This is a genomic window from Chryseobacterium proteolyticum, from assembly GCF_046591535.1.
In the GTDB taxonomy this organism is placed as follows: Bacteria; Bacteroidota; Bacteroidia; order Flavobacteriales; family Weeksellaceae; genus Chryseobacterium; species Chryseobacterium proteolyticum.
This window is the reverse complement of record NZ_JBJLWK010000003.1, coordinates 672,322-693,850: the sequence shown is the minus strand read 5'-3', so window position 1 is coordinate 693,850 and position 21,529 is coordinate 672,322. Positions and strand designations below refer to the sequence as shown.

Here is a 21,529-nt window from a genome sequence, read left to right as displayed (position 1 = left end):
AACAGAACGGCAAATTATTAAATATCAAGCAATTATATCAACCCATTCAAAAATAGTCGCAAAACCTTTTCCCCGAAAATAGTCCTCAAAGCCCCTAAATTTGGCACTCATTACAAAATCTCCCCCCCCAGGCACCCAAACTTTTCACAAAAACCGGACAGTCGGAGAAGAATTTGTCTTTAACGGTAGGAATATTCAGAAAATCAGAAATTTTTCTTTCATGAACAGTCATTAAATGACAAAAATCATTTAATTCATTACATAATAGAATTTCATTGGTAAGGGCTGAAAATACTTCGATCAGTTTCCGGGATTTTATTTTAGACTTATACAGATCGATTGCTTCCCTGCTGTCTTGTTTTTGATTTAAATGGATAAAAATCAAGTTGTCCTTAAAGATAGGATCAAAGGTTACTCTTTTATATTGTATTACCGGTTTATTCTGATACAAAACTGCTGATTTTTCCTTTGCGACAGCAATATCATAACCACTTCCACCCAAACTTAGACTATTTAGCACGAAAGGATCTGTCTCAGCCCACACAGAAAGGTTGTTCATTAATGTTGAACTGCTTCCCAATCCAAAATCGGAAGGGAACTGTAGATTTGTTTTTAAAAAGTAAGAATCTGCATTTTGGAATTTACGAGCAGAAAGCTTTTGGACGTTTTTCAACGTTTTTATAAGAAATTGGGCACTGGGAGCTATATTTGTCTCAAGGATTTTCCAAGAGGAATAATCAATGATCACTTTCAGCCATAGTTTATTTTGATGGTAAGCTTCCCAAAAAACCAATGATTTCCCATCTTCCGTTTCTTCAAAGAAAAACTCTTGTCCCAGCCTGGTTGGTACCGCTAGGACAAGAGCTCCATCTATAGCGAAATATTCTGAAGTAAGCATGAGCTTTCCCGGTGAAAATATTTCGCCCATTTGTTTATTTTTTAGATTGCCGAAGCAACGTCTACAGAACTATCAATTTTCTTGATCAACCCCTGTAAAGTTTTTCCTGGTCCAACTTCTACAAAGTTAGATGCTCCGTCTTTAATCATATTCTGAACAGATTGTGTCCATTTTACAGGACCTGTTAACTGAGCAATCAGGTTTTTCTTAATTTCGTCAGGATTTGTAACTGCAGTCGTGGTAATATTCTGATAAACTGGAATCGTTGCTTTTCTGAATTTAGTTTGTTCAATAGCAGCCGCCAATCTTTCTTGTGCAGGTTGCATCAATGGAGAATGAAAAGCTCCATTAACAGGTAGCAATAATGCTCTCTTCGCTCCCGCTTCTTTCAATTTAATACAAGCTTCTTCTACGGCAGCAGTTTCTCCTGAAATTACAAGTTGCCCAGGACAATTATAATTTGCAGGAACAACAATCCCATTGATCTGTGCACAAATTTCTTCAACTTTGGCATCTTCCAATCCTAAAATTGCAGCCATTGAGCTTGGATTAATATCACAAGCTTCCTGCATTGCTTTTGCTCGCCCAGATACTAATTTAAGACCGTCATCAAAAGACAGAACTCCATTAGCGACCAATGCTGAAAATTCTCCTAAAGAGTGACCGGCTACCATTTCAGCACCAAGTCCATTTACAGCTTTTAAAGCAGCTACAGAATGTATAAAAATAGAAGGCTGAGTAACCTCGGTTTTCTTTAGATCTTCTTCTGTCCCATTAAACATAAGGGATAAAATATCGAAACCTAAAATTTCATTGGCAGATTCCATCAAGTCCTTTATGTCTTTTCGAGAATCATATAGTTCTTTTCCCATCCCAACAAACTGAGAACCCTGCCCAGGAAATACAAGTGCTTTCATCTAATAATTTAAAATATTATGCAAATATAAACATAATGTGAAGATTTTCTTTCATCCAATGTACTTCACTAAGGAACTAATCGGATTACACGATAACCAGTATTCACATAAGCTCCATTAGCTTTGGACTTTACAAATTCAAACTTGGTTGCAAGCTGAGTTTGAACTTTATTCATTTGTTTAAAAATTTCTCCTTTTTTATTCTCTCTGGTTAACATGTCATTGACAACATCAAAACCAATAATTGCATATTTGGGAGGAGTCTTGCAATATTTACCTTTATAGGCTGCCAAAATCTCTTTTTCAAAACTTCCGTCCGTATTGATTTTTCTGTCCATTAAATAAACCAGACTCGCCTGACTAAGGTCGTCTACCTTTTTCTCAAAACTTGGAGCATAATACATGCTAAAAGCTTTTATTCCCTGTACTTCTTTTGTCAGGGCAATAACTCTATTTGAAAAAGCCTCTCCCGTACTATCGTTATCACTCGCTAAAATAGCTATTACAGGAGCAGATTGTCCCGTCATCATATTCTGGTCTGCCTTAATTTCTGCAGGAGAACTTACAATTGTTACATTTGGATTTTTCACTGCCTTTTCGAGACCAGCTTTAATATAATTTGCATTTTCCTTTTTGCTGTCTGCAACTATATAAATTTTTTGATCCGAGTATACAGTTTTTACTTCATCTACAATTTTATCCGCATAGGTTTGATCATTCGTTTCAATAATAACCAGATTACTGTAGTTATACAATTCCGGAGAATTTGCAAACGGCGCTACAATTGGAATTTTCTGGCTTTTAGTAAAATCTAAAACATCAATGACATTCGATTTAAAGAATGGGCCTATAATTAAATCTGTATTATTAGGATTGATTTGAGTCAATGAATTCCTAAATGAAGCTTCATTACCGGAATCAACTACTTTAATATCCAGTTTCTGACCGTTTCTTGCATTTCTTTCAATGGCTAATTTAGCTCCTGTAAGAAAATCCATTGCCATTCCCCTATATTGAGTTTCATTTGTACTATAGCCGAAAGGAAGCATCAAAACAACACTTAAAGCATCTCCGCTTTTCTTAATGTATGCAGGATCAAGCTTCTTAATTTTCAAAACCATCCCGGTCTTTAGTCCGTGGGTTAAATCCGGGTTTAAAGCGATTAATTCGTCAATGGAAATACCATATTTATTCACAATAGAGAAAACAGTATCCCCTTGCTGAACAGTGTAAGTAACATATTCATCTCCTGCCTCTGCATTCACGTTAGAGGAATTATTAGCAGATGACTTTTCGTTGCCTGAATCAATTTTAGTTTTAGGGTTAACAGGCTCCGTAATCACATTAGCAACATTGCTATTTGATTTTTTAACGCGGATAACCTCTCCTGGTTTTAATCCTTTTTCTTCCAATCCAGGATTTAAAACATACAGCTCTTGCTGGCTAACTCCAAATTGTTTTGTAATTCTGTAATAATTATCTTTTGATTGAATTGTATAGCTATCCTCATCCGTTGCCACGGCAGTTGATGGAGTATTATTAGCAGTTGCTTCTACAGTTTTTGAAGCTACAACAGGTTGTTGGTTGCCTCCATATTTTTTTATGCTTTCAAAAGGTAATGTAATCTCATCACCGATCTTCATATGAGAATCCAATTCAGGATTCAGCTTTCTCAAGTCAGTTTCAGAAATACGGTATTGCTTTGTAATTCCATAGATGGTTTGTTTCGGCTGTAATACAATTTTACCAAGCTGAGCATTGGGTTTAGCTTTTTCAATGACAGCACTTTTTGTAACAGGAGCAGAAGTGCTTTTATCAGATTTAACTGTAAGCACATCACCGATTGTCAACTTTCCATCTTTAAATTTTGGATTTAGTTTCAGCAGTTCATCCACCGTTATACCATACTTCTTGGCAATATTATAAGGATTGTCTCCTTTAACTACGGTATGTGATTGTTGAGCGGAAACGCCCAAAACCATACATAAACTGGATAGAATAAAAAACCTTTTTATCATAGTAGATAATTATAATTTACAAAAATACTCCTTTAAAATTAAATGGCAACAATTATTAATTTTGATTCTTGAACCACCATTTCTTCTAAACAAGTTTCAAGCCATGAATATCCATAATCGGCGAAAAATACACTAAAATTATAAACCCTTTCCTGCCATGTTTTAGAAGGATGTACGTTTAAAAATAAATTTTCCAACCTTTCAAGCAATTCACTTTGTTTTATCTTTTCTGCATGAAGAAGTCGCTTTTTCATCCTTTTGTAAGATTTGAGCTGTCTAATTTCTTCCGCCTTAACCATATTTCCAAAAGATTTCTCGGTAGTTTCGGCGATAGACCGTAATTCAGAAAAGCTATTGATCAAAAGAGATTCTTTTTCTTCAAGTAACCTGAGAATACTACTATTATCTAAGATCCTGTTGTTCGTAATAGCTGCAAAATTCTGAAAGAAATCATCAACTTTCAGATCAAGCTTATCTATTTTTTTTTAATACTTTCTCCTGTAAGAACAACATTGAGTTTCGGGGAATCAAAACAGGAAAAGGGATATCTATTTTAGTAAAATAGTTTTTTAACTCAAGCCAATACATAATTTCTGCATTACCACCGATATAGGCTAAATTAGGCAATACTTTTTCCTGATAAACCGGACGCATTAATGCATTAGGGCTAAATCTTTCCGGGGCTTTATCCAATTCATTTAAGATCTCTTCCTTTGTAAGCCGGATGGGAGTATCCACCACACTATAATGATCTCCTACCAATTCTATCCGATCTCTCGTGTCAGAAAGGTAAAACAAATTAATTTCCCTGGGATTCACCTGAACCTTTCCATATTTATCTGTGAGAAATTTCACTTTTTCTTTAGAAGCATGATATAATGCAGAATGAATTAACTCTTCCCGGAAAATTTCTTTGACCTGATTTTTCAATATGCCTGAATCCCCATCAATGATTAACAAACCAAACTCTGAAAAAAGTCTGTTCACTAATGTCTTTATAGCTTCTGTAAGAGTATTCCCTACTTTGTAAGCTTCTTTAAGCATTAAAATAAGCTCTGTCCCAAAAACAGAATCCTTAAATTCCTTTTCAAACTCAGAAATGAAAAATGTATCGCTTATCTGAATTCTCCCGACAGGTCCACCAGACTTTTCATTAATTTCGTAATAATTACTCTCGGTTTTGAAGTGATTGATCTCAGCAAAATCGTGATCTTCAGAAGCCATCCAATAGACAGGAACAAAATTAAAGTCCGGAAAATTAAATTTTAAATAAGAACAAGTCTTAATAGTTTGTAAAATTTTATACACAAAAAAAAACAGGCCCCGAAAAAAGGTTTAGTTGATGACCTGTTGTTATAGTAAAAGTATCAGGAAGCTTTATGTTGTTTAAATTTTCCCTTTGCTTTTTAGAAAGTGTGAGTCCGGATAACTGTTGTTCAAGAGCGGTGGATAATACCACTCTCTGTTCTGAAGTAAAAGATTCTTGTTTTAGATGAATTTGTTTTCTAAAATGTTCTAATGAAAATGTATTTTCTTCAAAACCCTCAATTTTATGATTTAAAAAATCTTTTATTAACTGAGGTATATTTTCTATATCATTAAATGATATTTTACTGATTGTTTTCAACTGGTGTTATGATTTTAGTTGAACAAATACCAAACAATTCCAAGGTTCAGTCTAAAATCATAAACCGGATAATGTGGAAATGCATAGGCTTTATTAGATGAGATAAGTGTACCTATCTGTTGCCCTTCAATAAAGAAGAACATTTTTTTTAACTTTCATATTGATATAAACATCGGCAATAGGCTGTCCCCCGATTGAAAATGAATCCGCTCTTGGTAAAATGTATTCATTAAGTATCGGAAAATATTCTCTTGAAGCAAACTTTGAGAAATAGTAAACTTTCAGTCCAGCTTGGATTTCTGCAGCATTTTTAAACGCTTTGGTCTGATAAAAGAAATTAGCACGGCCTATAAATCCAGGCATCGGATACAAATCTTTATTTGTTAGCGCGTTCTGAAACTGCACTCTTGTATTTAAATGATATTTACCAAAACTGAATGTAGCATCTCCTCCGATCTGAGAAATATTCAGCGACCCTTGACTTTGTTTAGGCATTGATGCCGCATCGAGATAAGTAAAATTGTCTATTCTGAAATAATTAACAAACAATTCTGTTTTAAACCATTTTAAATTAATATTCCCACCAATCTCAGTTATCGATTGGTTTTTAACATTCTGAAGGTAATAATTAAAATTATTATAAACAGAAGTATTCAAAAGATAATTAAAAGAAGGATAAGCACTCTGGAAATTTACTTTAGCATTTACAAAGTAATCTTTGATCGGTTCAAATTTAATGTTGTTAGTAGTTTTTACATAAGTTCCGAACTGACTTCCATTAGAAAATTCCGCAAATGAATTAAGCTGGATTTTATCTAAAAGCTTTATCTGTAAGTTTCCTACTGCTCCAATTCTATTCTCTTTAATCTCATTTGGAATCTGTAATGTAGGCAGAGTAACTTGCGTTGCTCCAAACTTTATCATTTGATAACGCACTCCTGCATCCAGTTTGAACTTTTCATTATCCCAAACCAGACTAACAGTATTGCTTAGATTATTGGAATATTTCTTTGTTGAAAGAGGAAAACCATTAACGATTTCGGCGGGTGTATCGTACCAATACCCTTCTAAAGCATTTTGGGAGTAATAATATTTATTCCCTTGGTTAAAAATGGTATGCCTGATCCTAAAAGGAAATTTTTCAGCGTTAAAAGGAGTAAACTGATGGCTTAAATAATATCTTCTGTATCCAAATTGCGAACTTGAAGATGCAAGATTCACTTCTGCATTGATTCTGTTTCTGAAATCACTGTTCCCACTCTGGAACAGATCATCAGCCACAATTCCCCCGTTTTCCTGATTATTAACATTTTGATGCAGGTAATGAGCAAATAATTCATAGTTTCCGCTCTTACTTAGATAGTGTCCAGAGAATAGTGTATTATTATTAGCTGCCAATGAGTTCCTGTAAAGACCTTGTGATCGCAGTCCCATATATTCCAAAGCAAAATTAAATCGCTTCCCAATATTTTGAGTGTAGGTAGATCTTAAAACCGCTCCGTTCTTTATAGAATTATGATAAACAAAAGTTGCTGTTGGAGTTTTTACGTCATAATATTTCACGTCATTAATCCCAATAATTCCATAAGATTTATTGGAAGGCAACAGTGAAAGGTTTTGTTCCGCATTCACCTCATAAGAAAGAGGATTAAATCCCGCTCCCACATTAGGAAATTGAACTCTCCCAAAGTTATCTTTATTATTATATTGTGAAAAGATGTACGTTTTTTCGTAAGTCATCACCGTATCAAATATTTTCTTTTCAGAAAATTGAGTCTGATAAAGATAATCATTGATGGTAGGTTTGAATATTTTTAAAGAATCCTTCTTTCCAGAGTCAATAACTAAAGTATCCTTGTCTTTGACTGGATTGGTCTTTTCAGTTGAGGATGGTTTTACCTTTTGTGCTCTCAAAAAAAAAGAGCAGATCAATAAACAAAAAAAAAATGTACTTCATAAGATTTTATGAAGTACAAATTTAATAATTATTATTTAAGATTTTCTCTTATATAAAAATTTGATGTTAATTAGGATTTTGAACAATATTTGGGTTAGTATCTATTTCTGCCTGCGGAATTTGCCATAAAAATTTGTTAGAATTAGCAGGATAGGTAAGTTGTCCAAATGTTGGATGATTAGTCCCTGTATATACTCTATTTAATCCAACACCTAATCGCTTCATATCAAACCAAGCACAACCTTCACCCCACATCTCAATTCTTTTTTGAGTCGTAATCTCAGTTATTAATGCTGCACCAGTATTAGTAGATGTTGTATAAGAAGCATCTCTAGCTTGTGTAATTTGGGCAAGTACAGCCTTAGCTTGAGGCTCATTTCCAGATCTAGCAAGCGCTTCTGCTTCAATATAATACATTTCAGAAGCTCTTAAGTAAATATAATCCCCATCAGTAACGGTAGGATCAATAAATTTAAGATTTGCATAAGCAGGTAACGCAGGATAACTAGGATTTCCTCCAGGTGCTACAAAAGCTTTTTTCCTATAATCAGTAGCTGAAATATTATCATATAATCTTTTATCGATTAATTTATAAATTCCAAGCCCTCCTGCATATCCACTGTTATTAGTATTATCAAAGTGTGCAAAGAAACTTGCTACGAAAGAAGTATTATCACCAGTAATAACAGCTCCCCACATAGCATCAGTTGTTTTTGTTAGATCATAGAAACCATTACGCCAATCAGCTTCTGTCCCTAAAGCGTAACCCTGTCTAGCAGCATTAGCATTTTGTGCAGCTTGAGAATATTTACCCATTTCAAGGGATACTTGAGCTAGGAAGCCTTGAGCTACAGATTTATCTACTTTTTCTCTATTTGGTCTTGTGTAACCCGTAAGCAAATCAACTGATTTCAAAAGATCACTCTCTATTAAAGAATAAACCTCACCAACTGAAGATCTTGATTTCCCTTCAAATCCAACAGTAGTATATATAGGAACACATAAGTCTGAAGTATGTCCAACATAAGTAGGCCCATATATTCTTGCTAACATAAAATAAGAGAGCGCTCTTAATGCATACGCCTGTCCTAAAACAGATTTATTTTGATCATTTACTCCTACTTTAGTAATTGTATTAATAATTGTATTTGTAGATTTAATTTGAAGATAATAAGTATTCCAAGGAAGAAGAGATCTACTATTTGTTTGAATAATTCCCGTATAATTATACCAGCTAGAATACCAGCTAGATTTAGTCATGACATTATCATTTGACATCATATCCAAACCTGCAAGAATGGATTTATGACCATAATCTTCGTGATTTCCGCCATTAGTATTACCAAAGGTTCTAAATCCTGTATATATACCATCCAATAGCGCTTGAAGACCTGCAGGGGAAGTTGCTAACTGCTCTTCATTAATAGTTGATTGAGGTTTTGTATCCAAATAGTCATCACTACAACTTGTAACAAATAAAGAAGATACTAATAGTGAATATATTGCTATTTTTTTCATTTTAATTAAAATTTAACTGTTAAACCTAAAGAGATTGTTCTAACAACTCCATAATTATTCAAAGAAAGGCCATTGTTAGCAGAAGCACCTATACTAGCCAATCTAGGATCCATTCCCTTTCTTTTACTCCACATTGCAAGGTTTGTTCCATAAAGACCAAATCTAAGTCCAGAAAGACCTTGAGGCAAAATACTTTTATCAAAATCATAACTAATAGAGGCATCTTGTAAACTGATATAATCAGATTTGATTAAGAATAAATCAGAAGCAGCCATTTGGTTCGGTCTTGATAAGTCTAATGCTGGAAGTGGTGCATCAGTATTGGTAGGTGTCCAAGTGTTATAAACATCCTTATGATAATTTTGTCCAATATTATCTGGTCCTGAAGGAAGCATTCCTTGGTAAACATTATCATACATATAACCACCAAATTGGAAAGCAAAATTAACTGCAAGGCTTACCCCTTTATAGCTCACATTAGTTCCGAAACCACCGTATGCTTTAGGATTTAGAGTTTTATCACTCAAATATAATTTTGCTTTCGTATAATCATTAGTAGTCACCTTATTTCCAGAAGCATCATCCATATACCATAAAGCATCACCATTTTTCTTATCAACTCCGGCAAATTGTCTTAGGTAATAAGTATACGCTGAAGATCCTTTATCAAATTTGAAAATACCTGATACAAAACTTGCAGGTAAGAATGTAATCTCATTTTTATAGTGAGTTGCGTTAGCAAATAAATTCCAAGTAAAATCCTGATTATTAATAATACTTGCATCTATTGAAACTTCAACTCCTCTATTTTTCATATCTCCAACATTCGTTGAAATAAATCTTGTCCCAGTAGAAGATGGTAATGGTTTGTTATAAATCATATCCTTCACCCCTCTTTCAAAATATTGAGCATCAATATTAATCCTGTTGAAAAGACTTAATTCAAAGCCAGCATTAAGGTTTCTTGAAACCTCCCACTTAATATCTCTATTTCCTTCGTAAACTTGCACAATTGTTGCATTTCCTTGAGAATCTGGAACAACTTCATATTGAGATTCATAAGCATAATAATTTCTTCCATATCCGAAATATGTTCTATTATTAAGGTTTACATTCCCAGCATACAAGATATTATCGTTTCCTTGCTCCCCGTAACTTGCTTTAAGCTTTAAATTTGTTACCACTTTATTTCCTTTCAAGAAATTCTCATTAGTAGCAACCCATGCTGCTCCAAGTCCGAAAAAGTTACCCCATCTGTTTTCTGGAGCAAACACAGAAGAACCATCTCTTCTAAAACTTGCATTTACAAAGTATTTATTATCATAGTTATAGTTAACTCTTGAAAGATAACCTTCTACTTTATATAAATCGTTAAACCCATTTAATGCGGAATATTTAGTTCCATTACTTAATATTGGAAGATCTGGAATTGCAATATTATTTTTAACTCCCGCTATCATCTTGCTGGTAAAATCGGAAGTTTCATGACCAACCATTGCACTTATACTATGTTTTCCAAATGTTTTATTCCAATTTAATAATTGTTGATTGGTCACAGTATAATCATTTGTTGTTGCATTAGTAATAGTACCTCCATACCCTGCAGCATCACCACCAATGTTATTAGAATAATTAGTGTAATAGCCACTTAATAAATCATACCCTAAATTATATGTGAAGTTGAAATCTTTAAGGAAATTCACAGAAGCATAAGCTCTACCACTTAAATTATCCTCCGAATTTCTTTTAATATCTAATAAAGTAGTTCCATATGGATTTAAAGTTCCACCATAAGGGCGGGCTAATCCCATTGGTCCAGTAAGAGTTCCAAAGTCATATACTCTTTGACCGTTAGAATCAAGTATAAAACCTCCATTTGTATTTCTTGCCCATATCGGATAAATTGGAGCAATATTCCTTGCCCAACTGAAAAGGTTACTATACTGGCTAGATGAAGCACCTTGGATAGGTGCATTTTGTTCAGTTCTAGCATAGTTTAAATTAACACCAACTTTAATATCAGAAGTAAGTCTTAATTCATTATTTAATCTAGCTGTATACCTATCAAATCCAGAATTTATAACATACCCTTCATCATTAAGATAACCAAAAGACAGGTAAGTATCATTTTTATCAGAAGAATTAGCTATATTAATGTTATATTCTTGACGAACTCTATCTTTAAATAGATTTTTGTTCCAATCATCATGATACAACAATTTTGCATTTTTATTAATTTTCCCTGTCGCAGGGTCTATAATCTGATTATCAGCGACATTATAATTATTATAAACCAAATAATCAGGGATCATTGTGTTTATTGCATTTGTCACTGCATTACCCATCGACATTCCTTTATAAACACCATCAGTTACCAATCTATTATAGAAAACTTCATAATATTCTCCCGGATCAGTAATGATATCATATTCTTTAACGGCTCGTGAGTTCACTCCGAACTTAGTGTCAAAAGTAACTGAGAACCTACCTTTTTTAGCTTTCTTTGTTGTAATAAGGATAACCCCATTTGCACCTCGGCTACCATATAATGCGTTTGCTGATGCATCTTTTAAAAATGAAATGGTTTCAATATCCTGATTTGAAATCGCATTAATATTACCATTAAAAGGCACCCCATCGACAACATACAAAGGATTATTTGAAGAAGAAAGAGATCCAATACCTCTAAATCTAACCTGCGGAGGATCTCCTGGTTGTCCCGAATTAGCGGAGATTTGTACCCCACCAACCTTTCCGGTTAGAGATTGAACAGCATTTGATGCCTGAGCATCCTCTAACTGTTTTGCATTAATTGTCGTAATTGACCCTGTAATACTCTGCTTTTTCTGAGTACCATAAGCAACAACAACAACTTCTTCGATCTGCTGCTCTTTAGTAACAGAATCTTTTTTTGTTTTCTGTGCAAAAGCTGTATGCCCTAAAAAAAACAATGCGCCAGCACTTAATACACGTAATTTCACATTCATATTAACAAATTTTAATATATTTAAGAGAGCAAATATGTTAATAAATATTAATACTGGCAACTTTTTAATTTGGCGATAATTATGATAAATACGATATATAAAAATTAATATTTTACTTCGTACATTAAAATTTAACAAAAAATAACATTTAACATTTCAATAAAACAAATTTTCCACAGTTCAAAATATCTTTAACAAACATTTATCATCCTTAAAAATATTATTTAGAATTATTATAAATTATCAGACGGTTATAAATTCCAAAGGAGCCTATTTTTCAATAGGCTCTTCTGAATTTATTTGTATGCTTAATTTAACCAGCAATAATGCTTAATAAACTATTAAGATCATCAATATTTTTGAATTTATTTTTTTTAAAATTTTGATCTAATTCCTCGGATTTATTAGGAAATAATGCTTTAATTTCATCTTTTTTCAATGGAGTAATTACCTTTTTAGCCATATCAAACAAAAAATAATCTGGTTTAGTTCTTGAAAACTTCGGGAGCCTAGCTTGATCATAGGTATTCTCCGCAACTTTTCCTGGCGCAAAGGTTATATTCTCTTTTCGAACAATTACATAATTATTTTTATCCGAAGAGGAATCAATATAATATTTCCCATTAATCAATCTCACAACATATTCATTATTGATTTTAAAATAATCAGCCTCTTCTTTTGGGATTTTATAATATTTATCATCATTCTTTAAGATAATTTCATCATTATAGATATTATATCTTAAAAGAAAAGCTCCACTCTCTCCTTTAATCATTGATGGTAAAAACTCTTTTTCTAAAAAAGGAGACCCATCATAATTATCATTATCGGCACTTTCTCCAACGCCAATTTTATTAACCGAATTAGACAACAATCTATTGTTATTAAGATTGTAAAGCACAGCACTTTGTCCAAAACAGAAGCTAAAGCCTAAAAATGACAATATAATTCCAGTCTTTTTCATTTTAAATTATTTTCTTTTTTTAGTGAGGTTGTTCTTAATTTCCTACAAACGCTTCTTTTTTATTTCCGTAAGCCGCCGTAGTACCTTTAAGGTAATAATTCCCATATACAGTTAAAGTCTTTGTACACGGATTAAATGATGAAACTTGCGAAGCATCAGTAGATTGCTTAACCCAAATTGGAGCTCCGGCATATGGAGCAGCACTATAGTTTGATCCCGTATATTGATCCGGAATAGTAACTACATATGTATCCGGATTATAATTTAACACCAAATCTACACCTACGTCCAAAAAGTCCTTTACCTTCAATTGATTTGTCGTTGACGATTGAACAATATCATAATTTCCATTTGGAGTATTCCAAAAAGCCTCTGTATTTTTAAAATTAGCATTCATCAACGTAGCCGAGCATTTCAATGACATACTCATTGTATATGTTTGATAATCTATAATAGCATTCTGAATAGAATTCGATTGTAATTTAAAAACAGCTTTTTTAGCCACACTGGTCGCTCCGCTTTCCAACAATCGCACAACGAAAACTCCATTAACCTTACCAGAAGGATTATCAGTACCTTTCACAAGTTGGAAATCAACTCCCTCTTTTGCAGTTGAACTTGGATCTAAAACTAATTTCACCTCCTTATCTCCAGATACCTGCGAAATTGTTCCATATTTAACTTCAACATCTTTATGTCCACTACCCTGTTCTATTAATTGATCCGAACCTGAAGTTACAAAATGTAAATATGGCTCACCTTCGTAATGAATTTCATCATTTGTACATGACATAACAAGACAAACAAGAAATAGATATATATACTTTATTGTTTTCATTTCTAAGTTTTTTTTTTAATTAATACCCAGGATTCTGTTGAATTGTTGGATTTCCTTGCAGCTCAGCCCTTGGAATAGGCAGCGACCTCATACGATAATCATTAATTGGTATAGTCACCGGGATCGTTTTCACATCGTCTGTAGGATCCCTATCAATAGCCACTCCTGCAATTGCTCCCAATCTTTTTAAGTCTAAATATCTATGCCCTTCCAAATAGAGCTCTTTCCTTCTCTCCAAAAGGATATCAACATATGCCTGCTGTTTACTTGAATACACCGGTAAATCCACAGGACCCAGGTAGTTACGCGCATCCCTAACATTCTTTATAAGTGTTGCAGCCGTAGTGAAACTACCTTCTTCAACAGCGCATTCAGCTAAAATAAAATACATCTCAGATAACCTGAAAATTGGAATATCGTTTCTTAACACATTCTGACTTAAAACCTTTTCCCGTGTAGGATCTGTAGGAATTGGATCAGGCGCCAAAGTTGCTCTGCCAGGATATTTATCTATCACAAGCACATCCAAAGCTCTGTAATTATCTATAGTCGCGTAATTGGAATTAATTACAGCAGTAGGATCAATATACGCAAACCTCCTAATATCTCCAGGAGTACTAGCATACAGGTTAAAAGTTTTTCTACCCATATCATACAAAATAGATCCATTAGCCTGCGACGCATTGGTTGCAAACAGAGTTACAATATTTCCCCAGCTTTGAAGCTGCGGCCTGTTTAAAGAAAATATTAATTCTCTCGGATTACCAGTATCTGTATTATTCCACATTTTAACGTATGGATTCTTGGAAGTATATGCATTCAGATCTTTATGAGCCTGATTATTTTGAGCCAAATTACCTGGATTAGGAGGACTTGCCACCGTAAGTGATAAACCAGAAGTATTTAACACCGCCTGTGCCGCAGCTTTAGCTTGAGGATACATACCTCTGTATAAATAATACCTTGCTTTAAAGGCATTTAAAAAATTTTTCGTAATCCTGTAATAATCACCACTGGTTGTCAAATTACTTTCTGCAAAGGCGATATCCGCATCAATTAATGCAAAAATTTGAGAATTCGCAACCCTTGGTTTAGTTTCTGTCAACTCAGGGACATCTTCTATTAGCATAACCCCTAAAGCATTAGGATCTTTCATGTCTGTAGAAAAATAGGACAAAAGAGTAAAATAAGAAAATGCTCTTATTAGTCTGGTCTGCGAAACCACATTATTATATCTAGCTCGTTCAGACTCTGCCGGCACTATACCCTTGGCTCCTACCAAAAGCCTGTTAGCCCTATTTATTGTTGTATAATTCCCGAGCCAGATACCAGAAGTAGGCCCATTAGTAATATCAAGGTAAAATTGATGAGCACTAAGTGCCAACTCAGAATTCTGAGGCCCCATCCCCAACTCATCAGTTATTTGAGCAGATAAAAATAAATTATTGGTAATATCTAAACTAGTATATACAGCACCATTAAGATATTTATCTAAATCGTTTGTATTAGTGAATGTCGACTCACCATTCAGTTCTCCCGCCTGCGTGATATCCAATGCATCATTACAAGAAGATACACTTACAATAACAGCTAAGGATAATATTGTTGTTTTAAAAATACTTTTCATATTGAATAATTAATAATTACTAAAAATCTAAATTAGCTCCAATTGAGAACGTTCTTGGGTTTGGATAAACACTTAAAGGAAATGTACCCAATCCCTCAGGGTCATACCCTCTCCATTTTGTCCAGGTAAAAATATTTTCACCTTGAACAAAGATTCTAGCAGCCTTCAGTATAGATTTTTCATTAAAGAATTTTTTAGGCACATTGTACCCTAGAGTTACATTCTTCATCCTCAGGAAGGATGCATCATACAGAAGTCTATCAGTAATGCTAGACATGGGCGCATTTAACGAAGGAATATCTGTATTAGTGTTAGTAGGAGTCCACGCATTAAGCAAATCAGCAGAAACATTATTTCCAGCACGCATATATGATGGATTTAATGCCCATGCCAACTGATTGTCTGATCTCCAGAACTTAGCTTGGAATGAGAATAATGCATCTAAGAAAAACCCTTTATATTCACTATTAAAGCCAAAACCTCCCGTGTACTTTGGAAAATAGTTTTTCCCCGTTTTTCTTCTGTCTTTATCTAATGCTTGTTCTGATACATTTCCGTTTGAATCCAAATATAACTCATTTCCATTATTAGGATTCACCCCTAAATAAGGCACTAGATTCCATTCATTGATGCTACCTCCTTCTACTAAAAGTAAAGATCCTGTACTTACTGGAATTGAAAGTTTTTTAATAGTATTTTTATTATATGAACCGTTAGCAAATATTGTTAACTTATAATCTGATTTGTTAAAAATATTATATCTCAGCACCGCTTCAAAACCTTCATTTTTTAAAGCTCCATAATTACCTCTATAAGTATATTGACTGGTAATTGCTGATGAAGGAATATTATAATAAAGCATATCGGTATCTTTTCTGTAGACATCAAAATTACCTTCCAGCCTATTCTTAAACAATTTAAAATCCAACCCGAAGTTTGTTTGTTTAACCTCTTCCCATCGAAGTGTAGGATTTGCTATATTACTAACAAAATAACCTGAAGTGTTGGAATACCCATTTCCAACCACATTCAAATCCCTTGTAATACCAGTTCCTAAAAGCATAGGATTCGTATCATCTCCAGCCGCAATTACGTTAGCATTCCCTTGGGTACCATAAGAAGCTCTCAACTTCAACATATCGAATATTGATCCCTGCATAAAGTTTTCTTTATCAATATTCCAACGTCCTCCGACAGACCAAAACGTTCCCCATTTATTACCAGGAGCAAATCTATAACTACCATCCCGTCTTAATGTTCCACTAAAACCATATTTATCTTTATAATCGTAATCTGCCGTTGCAAAATAAGAAAGGGAACCAGCAGTAGCCTTAAATGCCGAAACCGATGGTAGATAAATATTTCTCACGGGATCGAAAGCAATATACCCGACACCTGACCCAATCGCAAATGATCTTGGATCTAAACCATTTTGAGTTTGACTACTTGAATAGAAATGAACCTTATTATACTCTAAATATGCTCCTACTCCAATAGTATGATCTCCTAATACTTTATTATAATTAACGCTAGAAACTGTAGTAAAGTTCAGCTCTCTGGAGTTACCAATAGTCTCACTACCTCCGTACTCTGTCCCATTTGTTGCAGCAACCACCAACGAAAGATACCCATTAGGATTTCTTCCTGCCATTGAATTCCCTATTTTAACATCTACCCCCGTTCTATTATTAAGCGTAAAGTCATCTGTAAGTTTGTAGGATGTAGTTACATTAGTGAAAATAGAAGTTTCATTGAAACGCCCAAATACGGACTGATCACCCCTAAGTACATCCTCAAGAATGTAAGCAAAATTACCCTCCGCTCCGGAATTAGTCCCAATTGCATTAAATAAATCGCGACCATTAGCATATTGCCCAGAAGCAATATAAGGCAAAGCCAGAAAAGATCCTATTAATGGATTTTGAACATAATTTCCATTTATACCCGAATTACTTTCTTGATTCAGCTGTTTTCTAGCAGAATACCCCAAACCAACTATAGCAGTATAATTAAACCTCTTATCAGCTGATCTACCTGTGATATTATTTCTAAATGTAAATCTCTTAAAATTAGTATTCGGAACCAAACCTCCTTGCTCCAAATATCCTAATGATGAATATACCGATGTATTTTCACCACCAAAAGTTGCAGAAACATTATGTTGCTGGGTTACATCTGCCTTAAAGAAAGTTTTTTCCCAATTTGTATTAATTGGATAGTTTGCAATTTCTTCATCAGTAAGCTTTCCCCCTGTAAGACTTGTTTGATTATTATTTTTTTGAATCCTAAGTAACTGCTGAGCATTTGCCATATTGTATTTGTTTTTAGGCATAACACTAACCCCAGTCATAGTACTATAGCTTAATCTCAATTTTGAGTTAAACTTACCTCCTTTAGTTCTAATCAACAATACTCCATTTGCTCCCCTATTTCCATAAATTGAAGTCGCTGCAGCATCTCTCAAAATTGAGATAGATTCTATATCCTCCGAATTTAAATTCCTAAACTGATTAGCCCCAGTAGGAACCCCATCAATAATCACTAATGGCTCTGTATCTGCCGAAAGTGATGAAATCCCTCTAATAACCAGATCAATTTTTGCAGAACCAGGAGAACCCGAATTAGACGCAATAGTAACACCAGGAGCAGAACCTTGTAATGAGTTTAGAAAACTAACATTTGGTCTGTTCTCTAAAACCTCCGCATTTACAGTAGTATTCGCACTGACATCCTTAGGCTTAGTTAAAGTTCTATTGTACCCTAAAACTACAACCTCCTCAATATCTTTTGATTTGATTGTATCATTTTTTTTTAACAGTTTGTGCATTATATAGGCCACATATAAAAAACAACGCGCCAGCACTCACCACCCGTAATTTAACATTCATATTAACATATTTTAATATATACAAGACAAATATGTTAATTAATACTAATATTTACAAATACATTAAATTAATAATATAAAACAAATTTAACTTTAATTCAAAAATCACATTAAATTGAATAATTATTTATAATAAAAACATATAAATATTAAATAAAAAAAACATTATTATAACTATTTAACTTAAATAATGATAATATAATAAAATGTTAAAAAAAACAATTTAGAATCAATATAAATTATGTTTTTAAACAAAAAAAAACCACTTTTATAAAAAAGTGGTTTTCAAATATTTAGATAATTAATAAATTATTTCAATTTCTTCTTCACTGCAACTTCTTCATATACTTCAAGAATATCGCCGATTTCAATATCGTTATAACCTTTTAAATTCAATCCACATTCGTAACCTTTGGTTACTTCTTTCACATCATCTTTAAAACGCTTTAAACTCTCCAGTTCCCCGTCAAATTTAACGATACCGTCTCTTAGAACTCTTACCTTAGCACTTCTTGTAACCTTCCCTGAAAGAACCATACATCCGGCAATTGTTCCCACCTTCGAAATTTTAAATACTTCTCTGATTTCCACATTACCAATTACCTGTTCTTTAATTTCAGGAGAAAGCATACCTTCCATTGCCTCTTTTACCTCATCAATAGCTGCATAAATTACAGAATAAGTTCTGATCTCAATTTCTTCCTTGTCTGCTAATTCTTTAGCATTACCACCAGCCCTAACATTAAATCCAATGATAATAGCATCCGAAGCTGTAGCTAAGTTAACATCAGATTCTGTAATCTGACCAACTCCTTTATGTAAGATATTAACACTGATCTCTTCCGTTGACAACCTTTGTAATTGATCTGATAATGCTTCAACAGAACCATCCACGTCACCTTTCAGGATTATATTCAACTCCTTGAACTCACCTAGAGCAATTCTTCTTCCAAGTTCTTCAAGCGTTGTATGTTTCTTAGTTCTGATAGAAAGCTCTCTTTGAAGCTGCTCTCTCTTATTGGCAATAGTTTTTGCCTCACTCTCATCAGCATAGACTTTAAATTTATCCCCTGCTGTAGGAGCACCATCCAGACCTAAAATAGTAACCGGGATTGATGGGCCTGCCTCTTTAAGGTTTCTACCACGTTCATCAAGCATTGCTTTCACTTTACCATGGTTTTTCCCTGCAAGTACATAATCACCAACTCTTAAAGTTCCGGTTTGCACAAGCATCGTTGCTACGTATCCTCTTCCTTTATCTAAAGAAGCTTCAATTACAACTCCCTGAGCATTTCTATTCGGATTAGCTTTCAGCTCAAGCATTTCTGCCTGAAGCAACACTTTCTCCAATAAAAGGTCAATATTATTACCAAACTTCGCAGAAATTTCCTGAGCCTGAACATTACCACCCCATTCTTCAACCAAAATATTCATACCAGATAATTGCTGACGGATATTATCAGGATTTGCACCCGGCTTATCAACTTTATTCAAAGCGATAATCATTGGTACACCTGCTGCCTGCGCGTGAGAGATCGCCTCTTTAGTCTGAGGCATTACATCATCATCGGCTGCAATTACAATAATGGCAATATCGGTAATCTGAGCACCCCTTGCTCTCATAGCCGTAAAGGCTTCGTGACCAGGAGTATCCAGGAAAGTAATCCTTTGCCCGTTTTCTAACTTTACATTATATGCTCCAATGTGCTGTGTAATACCTCCTGATTCACCGGCGATAACATTGGTTTTTCTGATGTAGTCAAGTAAGGATGTTTTACCGTGGTCAACGTGTCCCATTACGGTTACAATTGGTGCTCTTGGAGAAAGATCCTCCTCTGCATCCATATCTTCTTCAGATTCTGCTTCTTCAAGATCAGCATCCGAAAACTCAATTTTATAACCAAATTCATCAGCTACCAATAATAAGGTATCAGCTTCAAGTCGCTGGTTCATAGTTACCATAACACCTAGAGAGAAACATGCGGAAATAACTTCTGTTGGAGAAACGTTCATCAAACTGGCAAGTTCCCCTACTGTAATAAATTCAGTAACTTTTAATGTTCTATCCTGTGCATCAATCTCTTGCTGACGTTCATCCTGCTCTCTACGATAAGTTCTCTTATCTTTTCTATGCTTAGCAGATTTAGATTTACCTCCTTTATTAGTTAACTTCTCAAGGGTTTCTTTAATCTGATTCTTTACTTGCTCATCAGTTAGCTCCACAGGCATTGTTCTTTGCCCCGGTCTATTATTCTGACCCCCTTTCTTGAATCCACCACCCTGACCTTGTGGACGGTTTCCTTGATTGTTATTATTGTATGGACGGTTTCCACCAGGACCACCTTGACCTTGCGGGCGATTACCTTGGCCACCCTGACCTTGTGGGCGGTTGCCTTGATTACCTCCTTGCGGACGGTTTCCTTGCCCCCCTTGCTGATTGTTTCCTCCAGCCTGCTGATTGTTCCCTGTATTCTGTTGATTAGGTCCTCCAGGTTTTTCAATCCTTTTTCTTTTCTTCTTCGCACCTGAGTTAGGCTTAGGAGCAAATTGCGTTAAATCAATTTTTTCACCAACAATCTTAGGTCCGTCTAATTTTTGATAAACGGTTTCAATTTTCTGAGGCTCCTGAGATTGCTCGTCATCTTTTACAGATTCTTCCTTCACTGCCTCAATTGGTTTGGCCTCAGTTTCAACAACTGGTTTTGGAGTTTCTTTCACAACTTCAATTGGTTTTTCTTCAGCTTTTTTCTCCTCCACTTTTGGTTTATCTTTTTTAACTGGTCTGTTTCTTGACTCTATTTGTGACAAGTCAATTTTATCCAGAACTTTAAATTCCTGTTTCTCTGTAGCTGCTTTAGTTTCAGGTTCCGGTTCTGACACTATCTCTTCCTTCTTCTCAACCGGAGGAGTTACAGGAACAACCGGAGCCTCAGAAATCTCTTCAGCCTCAGGTTTCTTAGAATCCAAATCTATTTTACCTAAAATTTTAGTTTCTGGTTTATTAGCTTTAGCTCTTATTACTTCAGGGGTTTTCTTTTCTTCTATTTCCAGTTTTTCTTCCGGAACTTTAATGATCACCACCTCATGGGAAGCTTTACGTTGTTCGCCATCCTTGGCAAACTCAGCCTCCAATGCAGAATATGCCGCTTCTTCTAATTGAGCGTTAGGATTGTTTTCAACCTCGAAATCCTTTGACTGTAAAAACTCTACTAATCTGGACATCGAAATGTTGAATTCCTTAACCGCTTTATTTAATCTTATTTTTGGCATTTATATTATTTACTGTTTTTT

At 34.4% G+C, this 21,529-nt stretch carries 15 protein-coding genes; all 15 read right to left on the bottom strand.

Going from position 1 to position 21,529, the window contains the following annotated elements:
• Positions 1-94 precede the first annotated feature (94 nt).
• Complete coding sequence (locus tag ACJ5H0_RS14175) at positions 95-928, bottom strand: GYDIA family GHMP kinase (RefSeq protein WP_411249993.1); 834 nt, start codon at positions 926-928, stop codon at positions 95-97.
• Positions 929-939: 11 nt separating this feature from the next.
• Positions 940-1,815, bottom strand: coding sequence for an ACP S-malonyltransferase (gene fabD / locus ACJ5H0_RS14170; protein WP_411249992.1), 876 nt, complete (start codon positions 1,813-1,815; stop codon positions 940-942).
• A 68-nt stretch (positions 1,816-1,883) separates the two neighbouring features.
• Positions 1,884-3,833 carry a LysM peptidoglycan-binding domain-containing protein gene (locus ACJ5H0_RS14165; RefSeq protein WP_411249991.1) on the bottom strand — a complete coding sequence of 650 codons (1,950 nt, stop codon included), beginning with the start codon at positions 3,831-3,833 and terminating at the stop codon, positions 1,884-1,886.
• 38 nt (positions 3,834-3,871) lie between these two features.
• A complete protein-coding gene (locus tag ACJ5H0_RS14160) occupies positions 3,872-4,261 on the bottom strand; it encodes a bacillithiol biosynthesis protein BshC (protein WP_411250359.1) in 390 nt (129 codons plus the stop codon).
• 43 nt (positions 4,262-4,304) lie between these two features.
• Positions 4,305-5,141 (bottom strand): bacillithiol biosynthesis protein BshC, encoded by an 837-nt coding sequence (bshC, locus tag ACJ5H0_RS14155; RefSeq protein ID WP_411249990.1) that lies wholly within the window; start codon positions 5,139-5,141, stop codon positions 4,305-4,307.
• Entirely contained in the window at positions 5,134-5,460 is a 327-nt protein-coding gene (gene bshC / locus ACJ5H0_RS14150) for a bacillithiol biosynthesis protein BshC (protein WP_411249989.1), read from the bottom strand. Before bshC (ACJ5H0_RS14150) ends, bshC (ACJ5H0_RS14155) begins: the two co-directional genes overlap by 8 nt.
• Before the next feature lie 14 nt (positions 5,461-5,474).
• On the bottom strand, positions 5,475-5,603 hold the full coding sequence (locus tag ACJ5H0_RS14145) for a putative porin (RefSeq protein WP_411249987.1): 129 nt from the start codon (positions 5,601-5,603) through the stop codon (positions 5,475-5,477).
• Positions 5,587-7,374, bottom strand: coding sequence for a putative porin (locus ACJ5H0_RS14140; RefSeq protein WP_411249985.1), 1,788 nt, complete (start codon positions 7,372-7,374; stop codon positions 5,587-5,589). Before ACJ5H0_RS14140 ends, ACJ5H0_RS14145 begins: the two co-directional genes overlap by 17 nt.
• 109 nt (positions 7,375-7,483) lie before the next feature.
• Positions 7,484-8,935, bottom strand: coding sequence for a RagB/SusD family nutrient uptake outer membrane protein (locus ACJ5H0_RS14135; protein WP_411249983.1), 1,452 nt, complete (start codon positions 8,933-8,935; stop codon positions 7,484-7,486).
• A gap of 5 nt (positions 8,936-8,940) precedes the next feature.
• Complete coding sequence (locus tag ACJ5H0_RS14130) at positions 8,941-11,922, bottom strand: SusC/RagA family TonB-linked outer membrane protein (protein WP_411249982.1); 2,982 nt, start codon at positions 11,920-11,922, stop codon at positions 8,941-8,943.
• A 313-nt stretch (positions 11,923-12,235) separates the two neighbouring features.
• Positions 12,236-12,886, bottom strand: a complete 651-nt coding sequence (locus tag ACJ5H0_RS14125; protein WP_411249981.1) for a hypothetical protein — start codon at positions 12,884-12,886, stop codon at positions 12,236-12,238.
• A gap of 34 nt (positions 12,887-12,920) precedes the next feature.
• Positions 12,921-13,724 (bottom strand): hypothetical protein, encoded by an 804-nt coding sequence (locus tag ACJ5H0_RS14120; protein ID WP_411249980.1) that lies wholly within the window; start codon positions 13,722-13,724, stop codon positions 12,921-12,923.
• A gap of 19 nt (positions 13,725-13,743) precedes the next feature.
• Complete coding sequence (locus ACJ5H0_RS14115) at positions 13,744-15,351, bottom strand: RagB/SusD family nutrient uptake outer membrane protein (protein WP_345990915.1); 1,608 nt, start codon at positions 15,349-15,351, stop codon at positions 13,744-13,746.
• A 19-nt stretch (positions 15,352-15,370) separates the two neighbouring features.
• Entirely contained in the window at positions 15,371-18,178 is a 2,808-nt protein-coding gene (locus ACJ5H0_RS14110) for a SusC/RagA family TonB-linked outer membrane protein (protein ID WP_411249979.1), read from the bottom strand.
• A 369-nt stretch (positions 18,179-18,547) separates the two neighbouring features.
• Complete coding sequence (gene infB / locus ACJ5H0_RS14105) at positions 18,548-21,508, bottom strand: translation initiation factor IF-2 (RefSeq protein ID WP_411249978.1); 2,961 nt, start codon at positions 21,506-21,508, stop codon at positions 18,548-18,550.
• Positions 21,509-21,529 lie beyond the last annotated feature (21 nt).